The sequence below is a fragment of the Asticcacaulis sp. genome, assembly GCF_051956075.1.
GTDB lineage: Bacteria > Pseudomonadota > Alphaproteobacteria > Caulobacterales > Caulobacteraceae > Asticcacaulis.
Genome location: NZ_JBQCGA010000003.1, coordinates 65181 through 87060 on the forward strand (window position 1 = coordinate 65181; position 21880 = coordinate 87060).

Here is a 21880-nt window from a genome sequence, read left to right on the forward strand (position 1 = left end):
CTTAAGCCTTTACCGGATCGAGACCGTGGCGCTGCATGAAGGCGAGCGCCTGCGGACCCCAGGGCAGCAACTGGTGATCCTTGCCGCGCAAAGGAAAGCCGTGGGTCGCGCCCTCATAGAGGTGCAGTTCGGACGGAACCTTCGCAGCGTTGAGCGCATCGAACATCAGCATGGCGTTCTGGTGCGGCACGACCGGGTCATTGGTGGTGGCGCAGACAAAGGTCGGCGGCGCATCAGCGGGCACATGCAGCTCGATCGAGGCGGCCTGACGCGCTTCCTCGCTTGGGTCGGGGCCGAGCGCGGCGTGCATGGATTGCTGGTGCGCATAGGGCTGCATCATGGTCACGACCGGATAGCACATGGAGGCCGTGGTCGGCTTGGCCGACAGTTGGTCGAGGGCGTCAATCGGCGCATAGACTGGCTTATCCCAGCGCGTCACGAGGAGGCCCGCGACATGGCCGCCCGCTGAAAAGCCCATGATCGCGACTCGGTTCGGATCGAAGCCGAGTTCTGTGCTGCGCGAGCGGATGATGCGCATGGCGCGCTGCGCGTCCTGCAGCGCGACCTCCGGCCCCGCCGCCCACGGATCGCCGGGCAGGCGGTAATCCATGGTGAAAACCGTATAGCCCTGATCGGCCAGCCAGGCGTCGATATCGCCGCCCGCCTTGGAGACCGCCACGCGGACATAGCCGCCGCCGGGGATCAACAGCACCGCGCCGCCATTCGGCTTTTTCGGCTTACGCAGCAGGAGCCACGGTTTGCGGACATGCAGGAAAGCCGTGTCGTTGGGATCGCCGCCCGGATGGCGCAGGATAACCTGTTCCGGCGTCGTGACCTTGTCGCCGCCCGGCGGATCGTTCGGCCAGATGTCCTGGATCGACAGGTCATTGGCCTTGGCGCGCGCCGCCATGGGTAAAGCGGCGACCGCGCCGAAGGCGGCGCTCAAGGTCAGGAAGGTGCGACGATCGACCATGGACAGGCTCCTTAATTGCCGAAGGGTTTGACGGCGGAATAGACCGCGCTGGGCGGGACGTGGAAGGCGGATTCGGGATCGGGATGGGCCGGATCGAAGGCCGGAACATCATCCAGCACCTGTTGGGCAATGGCCAGATGATCGTCGCGCAGGCCCTGCACGATGATCTTGGCCAGTTCATAGGCGCCGTAAGGGCTCTGGTGCGTCGCGTCGCGCTGCGTGCCGTCGGCATTGTGTTCGAACAGGGCCAGAGAACCTTGTTCACCCAGGGCTTCATAGAGCGTCTTGCTCTGGGCGTTGAGGTCGATCAGGGCCGCACCCGTCTCGGCGGCAGCTTCGCGCGCCAGTTGAGGGTATTCTTCTAAACTATTGTAAACTTGTCCATCTTTAAAAGTATGGCGGTTCATCGAGGTGACGATGACGGCCGTTGCGCCCTTGGCCTGCACCGCCTTGATCCAGGCGGTCAGCCCGGCCTTGTACTTGGCGGGGGCGTCGGGGTCGCGCTTCTTTTCCTTCATGTCATTATGACCGAACTGGGCGATGAAGACGTCGCCCGGCTTAATTTCGGACAGAATTTTGGCGAAGCGGTAGCGGTTGTTGGAATCGGAGACCGTTTCGCCCGACTCGGCGTGGTTGGCGATGGCCACGGTCGGCTTGAAGAAGCGCGGCAGCATCTGGCCCCAGGCCGCCCATGGTTCGCCCATCTGGTCGCAGACGGTGGAATCGCCCAGCAGGTAAAGCGTCGGCACCTCGACCGGCGTCACGTCGATGGCGCGAACTTCGGGATTGTCGCCGTCAAATTCCAGCGTGAGGCGGTTGTCCCAGTCGCGCGCCTCATCCACCGACTCGCGCGGGGCCTTGAGCCGCACCTGCCCGCCGGTGACGAGATCGGGCGTGCGGACATTGACGATGAAGGTCTTTGTCACCGCGCCGCCCGCAGGCGTGGCGACAGTTTCAAGCATCAGGCGCCGCAGCTCAGCCTTGACGGTTGTGGTCGAGGCCTGATCGCCGCCCAGCGTCACCGTGACCTTGTAATTGCCTTCCGGTGCGGCGAACGAGAAGAAGAAGGGCTTGCCGCCCGCGCTGTCAGCGGAGAGGGTTGGCGCATCGCCTTCAAAGCCGAAGCCCGTGCCGAAACCGTAAAGGTCTGCGCTGTTGACGGCGGTGTCGTCCTGCGACGGTTTGACGGCGCTGCCGAAGACGAAATGGCGATGCCAGTCCTGCGCCGCGACGGGCGTGGCGATGAGCGCGGAAGCGGCGGACAGCAGCAGGAAGGCGCGTAGCATGGGGATTCCGACCTGTGATTGATTTTGTATTTACGTGATTGTTTATGATCGTTAATAGGATTTAGCAAGCCATAAAGGGAGCCGGATGTGCGGAAAATGCAATATTATATCGCCGGAGCGCTGGCAGGCCTGCTGGCCGGCAGCGCGCACGCCGCCACCGTCCTACCCAAGCCCGATCCGATGGGCGCGCCGCCCTCGAACCTTTATGACTACGGCGTCATGGGGCCGCCCGCCTCGCCGGAGATTGTCGAAAGCGCCATGAAAGGCATCGACAAGCCGCTGCCGCCGGGGCCTTTTGCGCCGACCTGGGCCTCTATCGCCGATCATTATGTGCAGCCGCAATGGTTTTCCGACGCCAAGTTCGGCATTTTCATCCATTGGGGCGTCTATTCCGCCGCAGCGCACGGCAATGAATGGTACGAAAAGCATATGTATGCTGGCGAGGGCGCAAAGTGGCACGAGCAGCATTTCGGGCCGCAGGATAAAGTCGGTTACAAAGACCTGATCCCCTTGTTCACCGCCAAAAACTGGAACCCCGATCAGTGGGCCAGTTTGTTCAAGGCGGCGGGCGCGAAATATGTCATCCCGACCGCCGAGCACCACGACAATTTCGCCCTGTGGGACTCAAAAGTGACGCCGTTCAACGCGGTCAGGATGGGGCCGCACCGCGACCTGATCGGCGATCTCGAAAAGGCGGTGCATGCTGAGGGACTGAAATTCGGCGTCTCCAATCACGGCATTGAAAACTTCACCTTCGTCAACCCGGACCCGGATATCGACGCGAAGCTCAAAGCCGAAAAGGCCGATCTTTACGATCCGAAATGGGTGTATTTTTACCACGTTGCCGACCGCTCCAATGCGGCGATGGCGGCGTTTTTGAGCGACTGGGTCAATCGCAATCTGGAACTGATCGACAACTATCATCCCGACATTCTGTGGTGGGACAATGGCGTCAATTTGCGCGTGCTCGATCCGCTCAAGCGCTATGTCGCGGCTTACTTTTATGACCGCGCCGCCGAGACCGGCCAGAAGGTGACGCTTTCAACCAAATATATCGCCATGGCGCCCTCGAATGACGACACGCAGCAGATCGGCAGCGTGATCGACTTCGAGAAGGTGGGCAAGCGCTCGCCCGCAGGCATCCGCCTAGGCGGCTGGCAGGTCGATGACACAATTGGCAATCAATCGTGGGGTTATATTGACGGGCTGAGTGTGCGTCCAGCCTCCGTGATCGTGCCGCTGCTGATCGACACGGTCTCAAAAGGCGGCAATTACACGCTCAACATCTCGCCGCGCGCCGATGGGGTTATCCCGGACGACCAGCAGCAGACCCTGCTCGGCATCGGCAAGTGGCTCGACCGTAATGGCGAGGCCATCTATGCGACCCGTCCGTGGACGCAATTCGGCGAAGGCGACTGGCGCTTTACGCAGAAGGACGGCGTGGTCTATGCCATCGCCCTCAAATGGCCGGGCGACCCGGCGACAATTGCGGCCCTGGGCGATGCGGCGGGCAAGGTGACTTCGGTCGAGCTGATCGGTGGGTCTGAGGTCGCTTTCACGCAGGGGCCGGACGGGCTGCATCTTGAACTGCCGAAAAAGCCGGATGAGATCGCCTATGCGTTTCGCATCCGCATGGCGCCTTATCAAAGCCGCCGCCAGTGAGGATCGCATTCTTATGAGGCGCTGCCTAGTTTCGGTCAGGGGGGCTCACAAGGAGAAGCATCATGGTTGAAGCTACCCAGATCAAGGAACACGCCGAGGTCATCGGCGCCGATGGCGTGCACGTCGGCACGGTCGATCATATCGACGGGCGGCGCATCAAATTGACGAAGCGCGATTCCGGCGACGGCTCGCATAAGGGCCACCACCACTATATCGACCTCGGCCTGGTCGCCGACATCGAAGGCGACAAGGTGCGGCTGTCGGCCAATGCCGATGTCGCCGTCATGCTTGAGGAAGAAGGCAGCGGCGCCGAGCGCTAAAAATCCATAGGCGTCGGCGCATCGAGCCGCCGGTCCGGGATGGCGCGGCTGCCCATGGTGCGGAAGTCGCGCACCCGATCCAGGTGGAAGGCGGGCGCGCCCGCGGGGATGTTCAGGAAGGAGGCATCGAAGCCATCGACATCCTGCAACCAGAAGGCCGGGCGCGCATCGGGCGTCTTCATAGCGATCTCGATGTACGACAGCTCGATATTGCGCGCATGGCGGATAAAGGCCCCGGTGGCGGGCAGGTCGCCGAACATGTTGGGGTCGGGATATTTGTCCTCATTGGCGGGCGGATTGCGCGCGGCCATGGCGGCGTCGCCGCCGCCGGCTTGCGTGAAAAAGACGTTGCTGATCTTCACATCCTCGACCGGATAGCCTGCGACGCCCGCAATATTGATCGGCAGTTGCGAAACGCTGTCGCAGGTCACATTGTCGATCAGCACGCGTTTGAAACGGCCAACTGGCGCGCCCTTGGGGCCGCGCATCCGCCGTCCCAGCCGCAGGAAAAGCGGCGCTGAGAAGCAGTTTTTCATGGTGATGTTGCTGACGGCGATGTCTTCGAGTATCGCGCCGTCCTCCGTCTCCAGCGCCAGACCCCAGCACGAGTCGAACACACAGTTGGAAATGGCGATATTCCTGAAACCGCCGTTCGACTCTGTGCCGCACTTGATGCGCCCCAGCCGCCACGTATCACGGCTGGCCTCTAACGGCTTGAACGTCCCGTCCAGCACCGAGCCGACAACATAGCCGCCGCTGACCTGGCAGTTGCTGATGGTGACGTTTTCGGTGGCGCGGGCATAGCCGAGCGCGAAGGAGGATTTGGGCACAATGGCGTCGTCATAGGGCGAGTTCACCGTGCAGTTAGACACGCGCACATTTTTGCAGCAGTCGATGTCGAAGCCGTCGCGATTGGTGTCAACGAGGAGATTGTCGATGATCAGATTATCGACCCCGGTGGCCAAAAGCGCGAACCAGCCGCCTTGCAAGATTTTAAAATCGCGCAACTGCACATTGCGACAGTTCTTGAATGCAATCGCCTTGTTGCCGACGCCGGGCAGGTCGGCGCGCGGCAGGTCGGGATCGGGATGGCCGCGGCTTAAGCCCTTGCCCCAGATCAGGCCCTCGCCCAGAATGGCCATGTCGTGCTCGCCCTCGGCCCAGATCAGGCTGTTATGCCAGTGATTGTGGCCGTAATCCTGAAACGGCGCGATGGCCGGGTCCTGCGGCTCGGCGGCGTCATAGCCGCCGGTCGTCGTGCCCTCCAGCGGCACGGAGGCCGCCAGCAGGGTCGCGCCCTGATCGAGATAAAGCGTAACGCGGCTTTTCAGGCGAATCGAATAGCAGGCATAGGTTCCGGCGGGGACGAACACCGTGCCGCCGCCGCGTTTGACGGCTTCGTCTATGGCCGCGTTGATGGCGGGCGAGTCGATCGCGACGCCATCGCCTTTGGCGCCGAAATCGCGGATGTTGAAGGCGCCTGCGGCGAGCGGAGCGGCGCGAACGGAGGCGGGCAGGATCAGGCCCGCGGCGCTGGCGATCAGTAGGTGGCGGCGGCTGAACATGCTATGCCCTATTGCCCCAGCATATTGCCAACGCCGATGATCACGGTCGAGGCGATCAGAAGGCCGATGCCGAGCCAGACGGTCAGGCGCGTCTTCAGTGAGGTGCCCGCCCATTCTTTCAGCGCGAAGCCCCACAGGGTCGAGAACAGGATGATCGAGGCCATGTGCAGGGTCCAGGACGAGAAGCCGTATTTGCCCATCTGGCTTTCGCCCATGGTGTAGAAGAAGAACTGGAAGTACCATAGCGTGCCGCCAAAGGCCGCCAGCAGGTAGTTGAGCAGGAGAGGGGGCTTTTCGCCGGTCGGGGTCTTGCCGATCCATTCGGGCGCGGTGCGGTTCTTCAGGATCAGATAGCCGCTCCAGATGAAGTTGGTCGCAAAGCCGCCGATCAGCACGACGCACAGGACGGGCAGGCCGGTCCATAGCGGGCCGGTTCCGGCTTTGGCGCTCAAAGCCTTGATCGGCGCGCCCGCGTCCAGGCCGAAGGCGAAGCAGGACGACATAACGCCGCAGAACAGGGCGACCAGTATGCCGCGCGTCAGGTGAAACTCCTTAAGGCCCTCGCTCTTTTCGGGCGCCTCCTTCTCCTTGGCGTGACCCGCTGAGGCGACCACCACGATGGCGACCAGGACGATCAGGATGCCGAGCAGGGTGATCTTGCCCGATGCCGTGCCGAGCAGGGTCAGGAGCGTGCCGTGAAACAGGGGCGGACCGACCGTGCCGATGGCCGTGGTCAGGCCCAGCGCCACCGCCATGCCAAGCGAAAGTCCTAAGTACCGCATGGTCAGGCCGAAGGTCAGGCCGCCAAGGCCCCACAAGGCGCCCCAGATCACGCACCACATTAACACGTCGCGCGGCGCGGCGCTCAGTACGCCCAGCAGGTCGTGCGTCTGGATCGAGGCGAACAGCCACGGCGCGATAATCCAGGAAAACACGCCGCCGGTCAGCCAGAATATCTCCCACGACCACAGGCGGATGCGCTTATAGGGGACATAGAAGCTGGCCGAGGACAGACCGCCCAGCCAGTGGAAGAAGACGCCTAACAGAGGATTGGGGTTCATGATCGTTTCCTGTGGCCTTTTCCTGTTATATATTGATTATATGCGGTAAATTCTCTCGGCATTGGCGGCGAACATCGCCTCGCGTTCATCCTGGCTGAAGCCGGACGTGATCGCGTCATAGGCGTTCAGGGCGGCGGCGTAAGGGTTGAACAGCTTGTCGGTCGGAAAGTCCGAGGCGAACATGACGCGGTCCGTTCCGAAGCGGTCGATCACCTCAAGGACCAGAGGGCGGATGCTGTCCGCCGTCCAGCCGCGATCGTAAAAGCCCATGCCCGACACCTTGATGCTGATGTGCGGCAGGGTGGCCAGCAATTGCAGGCCGCTTTTCCAGCGCGCCAGCCCCTCGGCGCCTTCGGACGCGATCGGCATGCCCATATGGTTGATGATCACCGGCACATTCGGAAAGCGGCTGGCCAGACGATGGGCGGCGATCATCTGATTGGGATAGATTTGCAGGTCGAAGGACAGATGGTGCTTGCCGAGCAGCGCATAGCCGTTCGCCAGAGCTTCGTCCTCCAGCAGGTCGCGCGGCGTATAGGTGCGCGCCGGATCGGGGTGCCAGTTGAGAATGTGCCGGACGCCGCGCACATTGCGGTTCTGGGCGTGCTTGTCGAGCAGGGCCTCGACATCGGGACCGTTGAGCGCCGCGAAGGCGACGATGGCGTTGGGAAAGCCGCGCTCATAGGCCATGTTCTGCAGCCAGTGGGTTTCCTTCAGCGCGTCCTCGGGATGCGCGCCCGCATCAATATGGACGATCTTGGCGACCGGGAAACCTGCGGCGTCTCGAAAATAGTCCGACAGGCCATAGTCCTGCGCGATGGGCTCAACGCTGCCATTGGGGCCATCGGGTGAAAAAGGCGGCGTCAGCCACGGGTAACGGATATGGTCCAGCTTCCACAGGTGGACATGCGCATCGACAAACCGTTGGATCGCCATGTGTTTCCTCTCTGTCTGACGTTCTGCTGACGTCTTGAGACAAGACGGGCGGCGGGGTCATGCCTCGCCGCCCTTAATGTATTAGAAGGTTGTGCGCCCGCCCGACGTATCGAAGGTCGAGGCCGTGGTGAAGGAGCATTCCTCGGACGCCATGAAGGTCACCATGGCCGCCGATTCCTCGACGACGCCGAGGCGGCCCATCGGGATCTTGGAGCGCATGTAATCGACCTGCGACTGCGGCAGTTGCGCCAGGATCGGCGATTCAAACGTCGCCGGGGTCAGGGCGTTGACGATCACGCCCTTGGTCGCCAGCTCCTTGCCAAGCGACTTGGTCAGGCCGATCACGCCCGCCTTGGAGGCCGAATAGGCCGAGGCATTGGGATTGCCTTCCTTGCCCGCCACCGAGGCGACGTTGACGATGCGGCCATAACCGCCGTCCAGCATGAACGGGATGACCTCGCGGCAGCAGTAGAACAGGCCGTTCAGGTTGATGTTCATTACCTGAAGCCAGGACTCGACCGGGAACTCCCACACCGGGACGGTCGCCCCGGTAATGCCTGCCGAATTGATCAGGATGTCGATCCCGCCAAGGATTTCCGCCGACTGTTTCGCCGCCGCGGCGACCTGCGCCTGATCGGAGACGTCGAGCGCGACCACGCCTTTGGCGCCCGTCTCGGCTTTCGCCGCCTCCAGCGCTTCGGCGTTCAGATCCCACAGGACGACCTCGCCGCCTTCGGCATGGATGCGGGCGGCGGACGCCTTGCCCAGACCCGACGCGCCGCCGGTGACGATGGCCTTACGGCCCTTGAAACGATCAGCGTACATTATTCGATAATCTCCAGACCTTCGAGCGAGAACGGGACGACCTTGTGGCGTTGTTCGCCCAGGCCCTTGACGCCCAGATGCATCTCATCGCCCGCATTGAGATAGATCGGGTTCGGCTTCTTGCCCTCGCCGACGCCCGGCGGCGTGCCGGTGATGACGAGGTCGCCCGGTTGCAGGGTGACGAAGCGCGAAATGTAGGACAGGCACTGGGCGACGTTGAAGATCAGGGTCTTCGTATTGCCGGTCTGCATGCGCTGACCATTGACGTCGAGGAACATGTCGAGCACGTGCGGATCGCCCAGTTCGTCGGGCGTGACCAGCCACGGGCCGGTCGGACAGAAGGTGTCGCAGCCCTTGCCCTTGACCCACTGCGTGCCGCGCTCTTTCTGGAAAGCGCGTTCGGAAATGTCGTTGACCAGCACGTAACCGGCGACGTGATTCAGAGCATCCGCTTCATCGACATAGCGGCAGGTCTTGCCGATGATCAGGCCGAGTTCGACCTCCCAGTCCATCTTGGTCGCGTCGCGCGGCTTGATCACGTCGTCGTTCGGGCCGTTGAGCGCGGTGACAGCCTTGGTGAAATAGATCGGCTCCGTCGGCACGGGCAGGTTCGATTCGGCGGCGTGGTCGGCATAGTTGAGGCCGACCGCGATGATCTTGCCGATGCCATTCACAGGCACGCCATAGCGGGGGGCGCCTTCGACCACCGGCAGCTTCATCAGGTCGATGTCCTTGAGTTTGGCCAGTTGCGACAGGCGCACCGTGTCGGGCGTCAGGTCGGAGATAACGCCGGACAGGTCGCGGATGCGGCCTTCGGAATCGACGAGACCGGGCTTTTCCTGGCCCTTGGGGCCGTAGCGGCAGAGTTTCATAGGTTTGGTCCTTTCAAGGAAAAGATTGAACCACGGAAAGCACGGAAAACACGGACAGGAAGATCGTCGGCAGGTCATCCCTGTCTTTATGACCGTGTGAATGACGCGCGATGCGCGTCGCTTTACTCATGAACCTTGCCGACGAAGCGCAAATGAAGGCTGAGTTTCCGTGCTTTCCGTGTTTTCCGTGGTTCAAATCTTTTAGTGCGTGTAGGGGCGGTGGAGCTTCACCTCAGGGTTCAGTTCCACGCCAAAACCGGGCTTGTCCAGCTTATTGACGTTCAGGCGGCCATTTTCCGGCACCGGCTCGCCCAAAAGCTGCGGATGGAACATCGGCGCGACATGATCAGCCTTGGGCGCCATCATCAGGAATTCGGCGAACGGCGAATTGTGGCGCGTGATGACGAAGTGATAGCTGTAGACCGATGAGCCGTGCGGCACGACCATGACGCCGCGGCTATCGGCCATGGCCGAGATTTTCAGAAGCTCAGTCACGCCGCCGCACCAGCCGACATCGGGCTGGATCAGGTCGCAGCAGTCCATCTCCATCAGCATGCGAAAGCCCCAGCGGGTGGCTTCATGCTCGCCCGTGGTCACCAGCATCCCGGCGGGGACATTCATCTTGAGCTGCTGATAGCCCCAGTAGTCGTCGGGCGAAATCGCCTCCTCGATCCATTTCAGGCCGTATTCGGCGCAGGCATGGGCAAGACGGGTCGCGTAGTTGACGTCGAGCGCCATCCAGCAGTCCCACATCAGCCAGAAGTCGTCACCGCAACGCGAGCGCATATCGGCCAGCATCTCGACATTCTTGCGCAAGCCCTCATCGCCCTCAATGGGGCCGTGCAGCAGCGGCATCTTGCCGCCGATAAAGCCCATCTTTTTGGCGAGGTCCGGGCGCGCGCCGGTGGCGTAGAATTGCAGTTCGTCGCGCACAGCGCCACCCAGCATGTGATAGACAGGCTCGCCGCGCAGGCGGCCCATCAGATCCCATAGCGCCAGATCGACGCCGGAAATCGCGTTCACCACCAGACCCTTGCGGCCATAATATTGCGAGCCGAAATACATCTGGTCCCAGATCTTTTCGTACTCGAACGGCGAGCGGCCTTCGAGGAAGCGGGCGAAATGCTTTTCGACCAGATAGGCGGCTGGCTCGCCGCCCGTCGTCACCGCAAAGCCGACCGTGCCGTCATCGGCTTCGATTTCGACCACCAGCGTGCCCAGCACATTGATGCCAAACGATTTGCGGCTCTGGCGGTATTCAGGATAGCGGCCCATGGAGGTCGCGATGTGGTTGTCGATCCAGTGGCCTTCGCCCTGATCGTGATAGTCGGCCCCGCCGCCGCCTTCGCCGCCTTTAATAACGTGGGCGCGGACCTGCTTGATTTTGACAGGCGTAAAGGATTGGGTCGGCATGACGGTCAGAACTCATCGAAAGTGTGGGTTGATCTATGGTGAGCGATATTGATCAATCGTCAACTTGTCAATGGCGCAGACGCAGGTCGCGACGATTGTGAGCATGACGCGACGCATTTCGTCATGCTAGCGCTAACATGCCTGTGCGGCGTAGCGTGTGCGTAAGACGTGGGCAGGGAAATTCACCCTGCAATAAATGATCGTTTATGATTGAATTAATGATTGCCAATGACAAATACCGGGCATATAACCGCCACAGTCGTTGAATTTTCAGCGTATGATTTTCCGGTCGCATCAGACATTGCGCAGTTTGCGTCATAAACAATCGACGGAAAGGCTTGCGGGGGGAATCGAAGCGCGCGGCGCTTCGGCGGCCAATAAGATCGTGAGTAAAGACGTAGGGAAGAAGTATGCTCCTTGAGGGACAACGTGTTCTGATCACGGGCGCGTCGCGCGGCATCGGTCGCGCAACGGCGATTGAATGTGCGCGTCATGGCGCGGACGTTGCGGTCAATGTGTTCAAGGATTCAGAGGCGACGGCTACTCTCGTCAAGGAGATCGAGGCGCTGGGCCGCAAGATTGTGGTGTTCGACGCAGACGTCGCCGACCCGGAAAGCGCGCCCGCCTTTGTCGAGGCGGCGGTGTCAGGATTGGGCGGGGTCGATGTGTTGGTGTCGAACGCCGGCATCTGTCCGTTCCACAGCTTCCTCGACATGCCGCGCGCGACGCTACGCCGCACCATGGAGGTCAATCTGTTCGGCGCCTACTATATGTGTCAGGCGGCGGCCAATCAGATGGTCAAACAGGGAAGCGGTGGATCGCTGGTGGCGATCTCGTCGATCTCGGCCCTCGTCGGCGGAGAGATGCAGACCCACTACACCCCAACCAAGGCGGGCGTGCATTCTTTGATGCAGTCCACCGCCGTTGCGCTGGGCAGGTATGGCATACGCTGCAATTCGGTGCTGCCCGGCACGGTCGCCACCGATATCAACAAGGACGATCTGGCCGATCCCAAAAAACGCGAATATATGGAAGGTCGCATTCCGCTCGGTCGTCTGGGACGCCCGGAAGACATCGCCAAGGTGGTGGTCTTCTTAGCCTCGGATCTGGCCGGTTACGTCACCGGCGCGGCGGTGTTGGCCGATGGCGGCGCCTTCGCCAATTTCCAATAGGCTTGACCATGACTTTGCGGCGGTTTTTATAGCGCCATGATCATTTCCGCTCCCACAGATTACCGTAAGGCCGCCAAGGCCAAGCTGCCTCCGTTTTTGTTCCATTATCTTGACGGCGGCTCCGGCGCGGAGACGACGCTGGACGCCAACAGGGCGGACCTGAATAGCGTCATGCTGAAGCAGCGGGTGCTGAAAGGTTCGGAGCAGCTCGATCTCTCAACTTCGTTTTTCGGCGTGAAGCACGACCTGCCGATCTGTCTGGCGCCGGTTGGTCTGACCGGCATGTACGCCCGGCGCGGCGAGGTGCAGGCGGCCAGGGCGGCGGCTTCGCGCAACATCCCGTTCATTCAGTCGACCGTGAGCGTCTGCTCCTTGAAAGAGGTCGCCGATAAGTCGCCGAAACCGATCTGGTTTCAGCTTTACGTGCTGAAGGATCGCGGCTTCATGGCCGATGTGCTGCAAAGGGCTAAGGCTCTGGGCGCGGCGAGCCTGGTGTTCACCGTCGATATGCCGGTGCCGGGTTCGCGTTATCGCGATGCACATTCGGGCATGAGCGGGCCTAATGCGGGCTTGCGCCGCATCTGGCAGGCCGTGACTCATCCTGAGTGGGCGTGGGACGTCGGCCTGATGGGGCGTCCGCACGATCTTGGCAATATCTCGGCCTATCGCGGCGCGGCGACCGGCCTTGAGGACTATATCGGCTGGCTGGGCGCGAATTTCGATCCAGGCATTTCGTGGTCCGATCTGCAATGGATCCGCGACGCCTGGGACGGGCCGATGGTGATCAAGGGGATACTCGACCCGCAGGACGCCAGGGACGCCAAAGCTTTTGGCGCGGACGGGCTTGTGGTGTCCAATCACGGCGGGCGGCAACTGGACGGCGCCATGTCTTCGGCGCGCGCCTTATCCATGATTGCCGAGGCGGTAAAAGGCGAGATGACGATCTTCGCCGATGGCGGCGTGCGCACCGGTCTTGACGTCATGCGCATGCTGGCGCTGGGGGCGGACGGCGTGCTGATCGGGCGCGCCTTCGTCTATGCCCTGGCCGCGGCGGGCGAAGCCGGGGTGCGCAACCTCCTGGCCCTGTTGGAAAAGGATATGAAGACCGCCATGGTGCTGACCGGATGCAAGTCGATTGCCGATATCGGCCCTGAGATTCTGGCCCGATAATGCGCCTCGACGTGCGCGATTTTGGCGCGAAGGGCGATGGCGTCACGCTCGACATTGAAGCGATCCGCAAAGCCGTCGCGGCAGCCGACAAGGGCGATGTCGTCGTTTTTGATCAAGGACATTATCTTAGCTTTTCCATAGAGTTGAAAAGCCATCTTCATCTTATTTTTGAGGAAGGTTGCATACTGGAGGCCGCCGACCCCAAGCGGCATGGCGGCCACTACGACGCCGCCGAGGACAATCCGTTCGACCTCTATCAGGACTTCGGCCACAGCCATTGGCGCAACAGCCTGATCTATGGAATCGACCTAGAAGATGTGACCTTGGCCGGGCGGGGACGCATCGACGGGCGAGGTTTGACGCGTGAAGGGCCGGGGTCGCGCTGGAAGAAGAGAGCGGGCGAATTCCCGGAAAGCATGCGCGGCATGTCCGCTGAGGACATGGCCATCCTGTCGCCGCATGTGACTGAAATGGCAGGGCAGGGCAACAAGGCCATCGCCTTTTGCCGGTCGCGCGGGGTTACGATCCGCGATCTCACCATCGTCAATGGCGGACACTTCGCTGTGCTGGCCACCGGCGTGGACGACCTGCGGCTTGAGAATATCAATATTGACAGCAACCGCGACGGCATCGACATTGACGGCTGTCGCCGCGTGATCGTGCGCGGCTGTCGAGTCAATACGCCGAACGACGACGCCATCGTGTTGAAGTCAAGCTTTGCGCTGGGCGAGCGGAGGCCTTGCGAGGACGTGCTGATCGAGGATTGCGCGGTGTCGGGCTTCGACCTCGGTACGATGATCGACGGGACGCGCGGATGTACTCAGGTCTTTTCGCCGGATCGGGATCGCGTAACGGGGCGCATCAAAATCGGCACCGAATCGAGCGGCGATTTCCGGCGCATTAAAATCAACCGTTGCTTATTTGAGCGCTCGCGTGGACTGGCGCTGGAGACGGTGGACGGCGGGGTGATCGAGGATGTCGAGGCGACGAATCTCAGCTTGCGCGAGGTGACGACGGCGCCTCTGTTCCTGCGGTTGGGCGCGCGGCTGCGCGCGCCGGAAGGCGCGGTTCCCGGTGCGATCCGGCGCGTCGCGATCCGCGACATGACGGCGGAGGGCATCCTACCCGACTACAGCGCCTTGATCGTCGGCATGGAAGGCCATCCGATCGAGGACGTGACGCTGGAGCGGGTGCGCCTGGCCTATCGCGGCGGCGGCGCGGCGCTGGGTGCCTCACCGCCGGAAAAAGACGACGCCTATCCTGAGCCGTCCATGTTCGGCCCAACGCCAGCCTGGGGACTGTGGACGCGGCATGTGCGCGGTCTGACGCTGAAGGACGTGGCGCTGACGGCGGAGGCGTCCGACGCGCGCCCGCGGACCCTGTTTGAGGATACGACGCTTCACGAGAAGGGGGCGTAGTGCTAGACTGGCCGGAGACTTGAGGATTTCCGCCATGGCCGACGACGTTCAGTTCAACATCACACTGCCCGAAGACCTGGCGCGGCTGGTGCGCGACAAGATCAAATCGGGCGAATACGCTGATGTCAACGATGTCATCGTCGATGGTCTGCGCGGCTTGCAGGAGCAGAATCTGCCGCTGGAAGCGTGGCTACGTAAGGAGGTGGTTCCGGCGCTCGACGCATATCGGGCGAATCCGGGCGAGGTCTATACGGCCGATGAAGTGCGCGCGCGTCTGGCGGCGCGCCGTGCGGAGCGAGCGCGCACGGCGTGAGTCGCAGCGTCATTTACACGCCGGCGGCCCTGCGGCAACTCGATGCTCTAGAAGCATATATCGCCGAAAATGCTTCCTTGCAGACGGCGCAACGCTATGTCGCGGGCATCATCCGCTTTTGTGAATCGCTGACGCTCTTTCCGCAAAGAGGCGCTTTACGCGAAGATTTGGGGCCGCAGGTGCGTCTTGTCGGTTATCGTCGTCGCGTCGCCATCGTCACTCAGATCGACGGCGACAAACTGGTGATCGTCGGCGTCTTCCACGGCGGTCAGAACATAGAGGCGGCGTTCGGCGCGGATGATTAGAGCGTTTCCCCAAAAAGTGGTTCCACTTTTTGGATCAGGAAGAGCGAAAAAACAAAGACATAGAGCGCCGATCTGATGTTATCAGACCGGTGCTCTACCGCCCGCGTCCCCAAAGCTGCGCGTATGTCCAGCCGGTCAGGTCTTCGACCACCTTGCCGCTTTCCGGCGTGGCGGGTTCTGTCGCGCCATCGCGCAGGCGTTCGATCTCGGTCATCAGCACGTCGTGGGTTTTGGCGTTGAGGCGGAAACTCAACGAGACAAGAAAGCCGAGCAGCATGACGACGGCGGGCGCGACGCACAGGATCAGCACGATGGTGTGAACGGCGTGCGGCGTCTGGGTCGGGGCGCCGGAGACGAAACCGCCGGCCTCCATAGCCCAGCCGGTTCCCGCCAGGGCGAAGGCTTGGGTGAATTTGCGCACCAAAGTCATCACCCCGGCGAAAATGCCTTCGCGGCGCTGACCGGTCACGGCCTCATCGACGTCGGGCAGGTAATTATAGACGCTCCACGGCACGAAGTTCAGCGTGCCGCGTCCGAGTCCGGCCAACGCCACGGGGACGAACAACCAGAAGATCACCATCGGCCCGACCTTGCCGCTGAGCACGCCGCCGAAGACATTGTGTTCGATGCCGTGCAGGGCGGCGGGGAAACCGGCGGGCTGGATCAGGTAATAGATGTAGTAGAGGACGCAGGCGAGGATGAAGGAGGCGATGGCGGCGGCGTAGGCGCGCTGCGGCCCGGTGCGCATGACGACATTGATCGCGATCAGCACGGACAGGAGTTGCACCGCATACATGATCGTCCACATCTGCGAGATGATCTGGGTTGCGCCCAGCATGACGGTCAGCACGAAGATCGGGAAGGCGGCGTTGAACACGTCCTGAGAGATGTAGCCGCCGAGATAAATGCCGAGGTGCTGGCGGAAGGCGCGAATGCGCAGGGTCGAGAACAGGTCGCGGAACATATGGAACGGGATCATCAGGCCGCGCGCCAGGTTAAGCGGCTCCGGCTTGATCAGCTTTTCGCCGTCCGTATAGGGGCGCTCCCAGGTGAAGATGACCGCCAGGGTGATCAGGATGCTGCCCATCACGCCGAAGATCGCGCCGTTGATCAGGAAGGTGACGGCGGAATCCTTGCCAAGATGGTTGATGATCAGGGTCGGCAGATAGGAGGCGAAGATGGCGAAGGCCTGCGCCTGCAACATGCGCGCGCCCGCGAATTTCGCCTTCACCTTATAGTCCTTGCTCATCTCGGCGGGCAGTGTCTCCCACGGGATCAGCACGCAATTATAGACCAGCTCGAAGAAGATGTAGCTGGAGAGATAGTAGAGAAAGCTCTGGCCCTGCACCCACATCAGGGCGAACGAAGGCAGCAGCGGAATGGCGATCAAAAGAAAGATTTTACGCCTTCCGATGTGTCTGCCGACCCAGGTATGGCGCAGATTGTCGGAAATATAGCCGATCAAAGGGCAGGTGATGGCGTCGAAGATGCGCGGAATAGCCAGCAGGCCGCCCGCTTTCAGCGCGTCGATATGGCAGAAGGTGGTGTAGAAATAGATCAGCCAGCCGGAGGTGACGGCGGGCAGGCCCGCGCCGACCACGTCGCCCGAGCCCCAGGCCCAGTAGTTGATTGGCCCCGGCTTGCGTTCCGTCACATCCTTACCCATGATTTTTCTCTTTTTATACTGAAACCTAATTTACTTAGATGAACCGATACATGAATTCGCCCATGGCCAGCAGCGCCATGGCCTGCCCGAAGGGCATCGAGGTCAGCGGAATGTCCTTGTATTCCTGGATCGAATTGAACACCGGCGTGCCGAAGGACACCTGAGTCAGTTCGCCGTCGCTGGAAATGTGCTTTCGCACCGCCTTGGCGCCTGCAACGCCGACGGCTTCGTAATCCTTCGAGATATACCCCTTGCGTACGGCTTTCAGGATGCCGTAGGCGAAGCCCGCCGAGGCGGCGGCTTCTTCGTAGGCGGTTTCATCGTCGAGAATGGTGCGCCACAGGCCTGACGGGGCCTGCACCTTCGCCAAAGCCTTGACCTGCGCCTCCAGCGTGTCGATCAGGAAGGTGCGCAGGGCGTCGCCCTTTGGCAGGTCCAAGAGTTCGATAAATTCCGGGATCACGATGGTGACCCACGAATTGCCGCGGCCCCACAGGGCATTGGCGAAATTGTGCCGTCCGTCGAAGGTCCAGCCGTGGAACCACAGCCCGGTCTTGCGGTCGGCCAGGTATTTGATGTGGATCAGGAACTGGCGCTTGGCTTCTTCGACATAGTGCGGCCGGTTCAGCAAGAGGCCGATCTTGGCCAGCGGCAGAACCGACATCATCAGCGTGTCGTCCCACATCTGCTGATGGTTGACACTGTTATAGACGATGTGCTGGAAGCCGCCCTCTTCGGTGCGCGGCAGGTCGTTATAGACCCATTCGCCCCAGACATCGAGATAGGGCAGGAAGCGGCGGTCCTGCGTGCGCTCGAACAGATAGGCGAGCGTCAGGAAGGGCGCGACCGTGTTGATATTGCGCGACGGCATGCCCTCTTTGAAGCGGTCCTCGAACCACTGGGTCATGATCCGCCAGGCCTTGGGATCGCCGGTCATCTCCCAGTGCTTGTAGATGCCGTAGAGGCCGACCCCTTGCGTCCATTCAAAGCCGTGCCAGCCCTTGGTGTCGATCACGCGCCCGTCGTCGAGGCGCAACAGGAAGTCGCCGGTCTCGTCCCTGATGTTGATCAGATTGTCGATCAGGCTGTTGACCGCGTTTAAGTAATCTTCGCGGTCGGCGTCCAGCCCCGCCGTCTGATGGCGCAGCAGTTCGGGCAGGCGGTCGGAATGGGTCGGTTTCAGGATCTGGTTGGTCATAAGGCTTAGCGCTGGGTGCTTGAGGGGGAGGGAACAGGCTCGACGGGGACGCCGCCGCGGACATTATGCAGCACGACGAGCTTGACCGGTTCAAGCGCGTTCTGCGGCTGGCCATCCGTGGTGACGGCCAAGGTGACGGTGTTGTCGCCATTGGGGTTGAGGATACCCGGCGGCAGGACAAAGACGTGCTGCGGGCCGATATTGGCGGCGAAATTGCCCAGATGCCAGCCATTGACGAAGATCAGGGCGCGCGTCTTGTGCGATGACTGCGGCACATCAGGATCGCCGATTTGCAAGCCGAACTGAACATCCTGATCTTTCGGCATATCAAGCGGAACCTGCGCTCGCAGCCAGTAGGTTCCGGCGTTCGGCGGCGCATCGGTTGGCGCGGCGGCGGTCCAGCCTGTGTCGGATTTTTTGGCGGGCAGATACCAGCCCATGCGCTCGCCATAGAGGCCGCCATTGTTCATCGGGCCGCGCACCAGATCGGCGATATGCTCGCCGCCCTTATCGCCCTGAATTGTCCAGTCGATCGGCACGGCGAACGGCGCGTCTCCTTTGTGCGACAAGGAGAAGCTGATCAGGCCGCGCGCCTCTTTATGTTCATCATTGGCGCCGAGATCCCAGTTATGGGCCTCGTTGCGGACCATGACCGAGATTTCGTGCGCTCCCGGCGTCAGAGCCGACAGGTCGAAATGCGCGCGCGCCGTGCCCTTGGGACGCGGTACGCCGCCCGGAATCTCGTCCTGACCGATGAACTTGCCGTCGATCCAGATCTGCATCATGCCGGCTGCGCCGCCGCCATAGAAGGCGTCAGCCGAGTCAATCGTTGATTTTGTTGTCACGGTAAAGCGACCGCGATACCAGACATCGCCGTGATGGAAGCCGTACTGGCTCATATCCAGCACCGGCTGTCCCGCGGGCGGCTGCGTGGCGGGCAGGGCGTTGGAGGTGGCCAGGTCCGCCTTGCGCCAGTTGGAATCGTCGAAGTTCGGGTCGGCCTCGGGCGAGCCGGAACGGCGCTCCCAGCGGATCGTCATCAGGTCCGGCGGCGTAACCGGAGCCGGTCCCGGAACGGCGGCTGTCGTCAGGCCGCCCAGCGCATTCGCCTGCGCCGCCAGCGCCTGTCCGTTGAAGCTGACCGTCTTGACGCCCTGCGGCGCCCAGATGTCGATCTTTGCGTCTTTCGACGTGTCGCCGGTCAGGTTCAAGTTCGCGCCGTCAATGGCGGCGGTGCGGATCAGGGCGTCCGAGCGCTCCAGAACCGGCCCTTGCGGCGTGTCCTGCCGCCAGAACTGTTGCGCTGTCGCATCGTCGCCGATCAGCAGCAGCAAGGGCGGTTTATCCCCGCTTTCGATGCGGATTATGCTCAGGCCGGAATGGGTGTAATTCAGCTTCAGATCGTGGGTGCGGTTATCGAAATTAGCCGAAATTTGTCCCTGAATGACCGTAAATTTCGGTTTTTTGGCATATTTGAGGACCGTCTCGCCCGCTTCGCCCGCCCGCCCGTACAGAAGCGCGATGTCGCGGTCGCCCTGCTCAAAAAATGTCTGCGTGTCTGAGGTCGTATAGACGAGGTGCTGACGCGCCAGTGCGGTATTGGCGAGAAACAGCTTGCCGTCCTGACCGTTCAATTGCGTCCTGATATGATAGCTGCCGTCCTTCGTCGTCAGATCGAAACCGAACGCGTCGTCCGTCGTCGCATTGGACGGATCGTGGATGGCGAAGATCAGGTCGCCTTCACCGTTTGCGCCGACATCGTGATAGAGTTTGACCTTCGGATTGTCGCTTTGCAGCAATGGCCCCTTGTCGAGATCGGCCAGCAGGGGCGTGGCGGCCTGCACGAACTGGCCCAGTTGTTTGAAGGTCAGTTGCTTGTCGCGGATGCCGCGCGATTCAGAGATGCCGGAGCCGTAGTCATAGGAGGTATAGACGACGCTGGCCGGTTCCCAGCCCCATGAGGTGCCGCCGAACGCCATATAGACGCTGTGGATCGAAAGGCCGTTGATCAGGCTGGAGCCGAAATCGGTGCGCACATAGGCCGAGCCGATGCGCTTGGCGGTGCACTCATAGGTGCCGGGGCTGCCCCAGAAGTCGAACCAGCCGCCGCCGATCTCGGCGGCGAAGCCCGGCGTGTTCGGCGAGGACAGGGCGCCCGCCTTGACGATGCCGGTCTTCGGATCGGGCGTCGTATCGCCGTACATGCCCCAGTTGGGCACGCTGTTCGGCTTGCCGGGGTCGCGCGTGCCGGTGCAGCCGCCGCCCGGATAGCCGTCAAAGGCGTAGAGGTCGGTCGGTCCCGGCACCGCCCAGGGCGCGCTGGAATCCTTCGGAGTCCAGTTGGGCAGGCGGCTGGCCGAATTATGGAAGATCGGAACATTGATGCCGTCGGCATGCACCTTATCGGCCAGGTGCTGCATGTAGCGCTGGCGCGACGGCGAGGTGTCGCCCAGCTCGTTTTCGATCTGGAAGGCGATGACCTTGCCGCCGCCCGTCGTGATCTGGTGGCGCGCGACGATCGTGTCGATCTGGGTCTGCCACTCATCGACCGCTTTTAAGTATTCCGGGTCGTCAGTGCGCGCCATCGCCTTCTGCCGCGTCACCCAGCCGGGGAAGCCCCCCATGCTTAGTTCGGCGTTCACATAAGGGCCGGGGCGGATAATGACGTAGAGCCCTTCGTCCTCGGCCATCTGGATGGCGCGCTCGACATCGCGCACGCCGGAAAAGTCGTAATGGCCCTGTTCGGAGGACTGATAGCCCCAGTCGATATAGAGGGTCACGGCGTTATAGCCGGTCGCCTTCATCTTTTGCAGCACATCGCGCCACATGGAGGGCGAGGGCAGGCGGAAGGGCTGGAACTCGCCTGACCAGATCATCACCCGTTTGCCGCCGATCATCAAAGAATGGCGGTCCCAGGTGACGGCTTGCGGGGTTCCTGTTGGTTTGGTTGCGGCCTCGACCATCTCGGTCGGTTCGCGGATGACGGTAAAGTGGCGCACCGCGCCGGAGACGCCGCCCAGTTCCTGCTTCTTCGTCCAGGTGTTCAGCCCGTCGAAGCTGTCGGAATACCAGTAGGTCTTATCGCGATAGTCGTCGAAATAGAGACGCCAGCCGTCTTTACCATCCGCGCCCTTGATTGGCGCCAGGGCCGGACCTTCGATCCAGTCGCCCCAGCCCGCCCAGTCGCCGGTGCGGTCGATGGTCCACGGGCCGCTCAGGCTCGTCGCCCAGGCGCGCTCCAGCGTCTTGGTCGTCTCGTTCTTGGTGATCACCCAGTAGCGGTCGTCGATCTTGATCGGAAAGGTGTCGATATGGTTATTCCCGAGGCCCTGCATGGCGACGGGGGCGGAGAAATCCGTCAGGTCGGCATTGGCCTTGAGCAGATAAGCCGAGAACGGGCCTTTCGTGCCGCCGGTGGATAAGGAGACGACGACATAGGCGCTGCCGTCCGTGTCCTGGAACCATTCCGGCGCCCAGGTGTTGGTAAGGCCGGGCAGGTTCAGTTGCACGTCTTTGACATGCTGCCAGTGACGCAGGTCATGGCTTTTGGCGAGGCCGAAGCTGTGGCCGTTCCAACCGGTGGTATAGACGACATAATAGTCGCCGTCAGAGGCGCGGATGATCGACGGATCGCGCAGCAGGCCGCTCGGCGGCGTATAGGCTTCCTCGGCCAGCGAGGTGTAGGTCACGCCGTCATAGGAGGTGAAGATGGACAGCTTGTTTTC

The 21880-nt window shown here is 61.9% G+C and carries 18 protein-coding genes; 7 read left to right on the forward strand and 11 right to left on the reverse strand.

Going from position 1 to position 21880, the window contains the following annotated elements:
• Position 1: 1 nt before the first annotated feature.
• Together ACTHLA_RS00805 and ACTHLA_RS00810 are read right to left on the reverse strand one after the other, a co-directional pair.
• Positions 2–973 carry an alpha/beta hydrolase gene (locus ACTHLA_RS00805; RefSeq protein ID WP_440184194.1) on the reverse strand — a complete coding sequence of 324 codons (972 nt, stop codon included), beginning with the start codon at positions 971–973 and terminating at the stop codon, positions 2–4.
• A gap of 11 nt (positions 974–984) precedes the next feature.
• Positions 985–2259, reverse strand: a complete 1275-nt coding sequence (locus ACTHLA_RS00810; RefSeq protein ID WP_440184197.1) for a rhamnogalacturonan acetylesterase — start codon at positions 2257–2259, stop codon at positions 985–987.
• Between the two features lie 96 nt (positions 2260–2355).
• On the opposite strand from ACTHLA_RS00810, the gene ACTHLA_RS00815 reads away from it, so the two are divergent.
• Both ACTHLA_RS00815 and ACTHLA_RS00820 read left to right on the forward strand, forming a co-directional pair.
• Positions 2356–3921 carry an alpha-L-fucosidase gene (locus ACTHLA_RS00815; RefSeq protein ID WP_440184245.1) on the forward strand — a complete coding sequence of 522 codons (1566 nt, stop codon included), beginning with the start codon at positions 2356–2358 and terminating at the stop codon, positions 3919–3921.
• Between the two features lie 62 nt (positions 3922–3983).
• A complete protein-coding gene (locus tag ACTHLA_RS00820; protein WP_440184200.1) occupies positions 3984–4241 on the forward strand; it encodes a DUF2171 domain-containing protein in 258 nt (85 codons plus the stop codon).
• On the opposite strand, the gene ACTHLA_RS00825 is transcribed toward ACTHLA_RS00820, so the two are convergent.
• The 6 genes from ACTHLA_RS00825 to rhmD all read right to left on the reverse strand — a co-directional run bounded on the left by ACTHLA_RS00825 (position 4238) and on the right by rhmD (position 10913).
• Positions 4238–5806: a rhamnogalacturonidase gene (locus tag ACTHLA_RS00825; RefSeq protein WP_440184203.1), complete on the reverse strand. Its 1569-nt coding sequence runs from the start codon at positions 5804–5806 to the stop codon at positions 4238–4240. The two genes, ACTHLA_RS00820 and ACTHLA_RS00825, sit on opposite strands and share 4 nt — an antisense overlap.
• Positions 5807–5814: 8 nt before the next feature.
• Positions 5815–6867 (reverse strand): L-rhamnose/proton symporter RhaT, encoded by a 1053-nt coding sequence (gene rhaT, locus ACTHLA_RS00830; RefSeq protein ID WP_440184206.1) that lies wholly within the window; start codon positions 6865–6867, stop codon positions 5815–5817.
• Positions 6868–6903: 36 nt separating this feature from the next.
• On the reverse strand, positions 6904–7803 hold the full coding sequence (locus ACTHLA_RS00835; protein ID WP_440184208.1) for an amidohydrolase family protein: 900 nt from the start codon (positions 7801–7803) through the stop codon (positions 6904–6906).
• Positions 7804–7884: 81 nt separating this feature from the next.
• Positions 7885–8628 carry an SDR family NAD(P)-dependent oxidoreductase gene (locus ACTHLA_RS00840; RefSeq protein ID WP_440184211.1) on the reverse strand — a complete coding sequence of 248 codons (744 nt, stop codon included), beginning with the start codon at positions 8626–8628 and terminating at the stop codon, positions 7885–7887.
• A complete protein-coding gene (locus tag ACTHLA_RS00845; RefSeq protein WP_440184214.1) occupies positions 8628–9500 on the reverse strand; it encodes a fumarylacetoacetate hydrolase family protein in 873 nt (290 codons plus the stop codon). The genes ACTHLA_RS00840 and ACTHLA_RS00845 overlap by 1 nt, the downstream gene beginning before the upstream one ends.
• Before the next feature lie 201 nt (positions 9501–9701).
• The gene (gene rhmD / locus ACTHLA_RS00850) at positions 9702–10913 is read right to left on the reverse strand and encodes an L-rhamnonate dehydratase (protein ID WP_440184217.1); all 1212 of its coding nucleotides are present in this window, start codon (positions 10911–10913) and stop codon (positions 9702–9704) included.
• A 410-nt stretch (positions 10914–11323) separates the two neighbouring features.
• Here rhmD and ACTHLA_RS00855 point away from each other — a divergent pair, with 410 nt between their 5' ends.
• Genes ACTHLA_RS00855 through ACTHLA_RS00875 form a run of 5 tightly spaced genes read left to right on the forward strand, consistent with a single transcriptional unit; the run spans position 11324 to position 15291 of the window.
• Positions 11324–12085 carry an SDR family NAD(P)-dependent oxidoreductase gene (locus ACTHLA_RS00855; protein ID WP_440184220.1) on the forward strand — a complete coding sequence of 254 codons (762 nt, stop codon included), beginning with the start codon at positions 11324–11326 and terminating at the stop codon, positions 12083–12085.
• Positions 12086–12121: 36 nt separating this feature from the next.
• Positions 12122–13255 carry an FMN-dependent L-lactate dehydrogenase LldD gene (gene lldD, locus ACTHLA_RS00860; RefSeq protein ID WP_440184223.1) on the forward strand — a complete coding sequence of 378 codons (1134 nt, stop codon included), beginning with the start codon at positions 12122–12124 and terminating at the stop codon, positions 13253–13255.
• A gap of 11 nt (positions 13256–13266) precedes the next feature.
• Positions 13267–14673, forward strand: a complete 1407-nt coding sequence (locus ACTHLA_RS00865; protein ID WP_440184225.1) for a rhamnogalacturonidase — start codon at positions 13267–13269, stop codon at positions 14671–14673.
• A gap of 34 nt (positions 14674–14707) precedes the next feature.
• On the forward strand, positions 14708–14986 hold the full coding sequence (locus ACTHLA_RS00870; RefSeq protein WP_440184228.1) for a ribbon-helix-helix domain-containing protein: 279 nt from the start codon (positions 14708–14710) through the stop codon (positions 14984–14986).
• Entirely contained in the window at positions 14983–15291 is a 309-nt protein-coding gene (locus tag ACTHLA_RS00875) for a type II toxin-antitoxin system RelE/ParE family toxin (RefSeq protein ID WP_440184231.1), read from the forward strand. Before ACTHLA_RS00870 ends, ACTHLA_RS00875 begins: the two co-directional genes overlap by 4 nt.
• A 94-nt stretch (positions 15292–15385) precedes the next feature.
• Here ACTHLA_RS00875 and ACTHLA_RS00880 read toward each other — a convergent pair whose 3' ends face one another.
• The 3 genes from ACTHLA_RS00880 to ACTHLA_RS00890 all read right to left on the reverse strand — a co-directional run.
• Entirely contained in the window at positions 15386–16957 is a 1572-nt protein-coding gene (locus tag ACTHLA_RS00880; RefSeq protein ID WP_440184233.1) for an MFS transporter, read from the reverse strand.
• A gap of 34 nt (positions 16958–16991) precedes the next feature.
• Positions 16992–18155 carry a beta-galactosidase BglB gene (gene bglB, locus ACTHLA_RS00885; RefSeq protein ID WP_440184236.1) on the reverse strand — a complete coding sequence of 388 codons (1164 nt, stop codon included), beginning with the start codon at positions 18153–18155 and terminating at the stop codon, positions 16992–16994.
• Between the two features lie 5 nt (positions 18156–18160).
• The coding region (locus ACTHLA_RS00890) for a beta-galactosidase (RefSeq protein WP_440184239.1) at positions 18161–21880 on the reverse strand (3720 nt) is incomplete at its 5' end.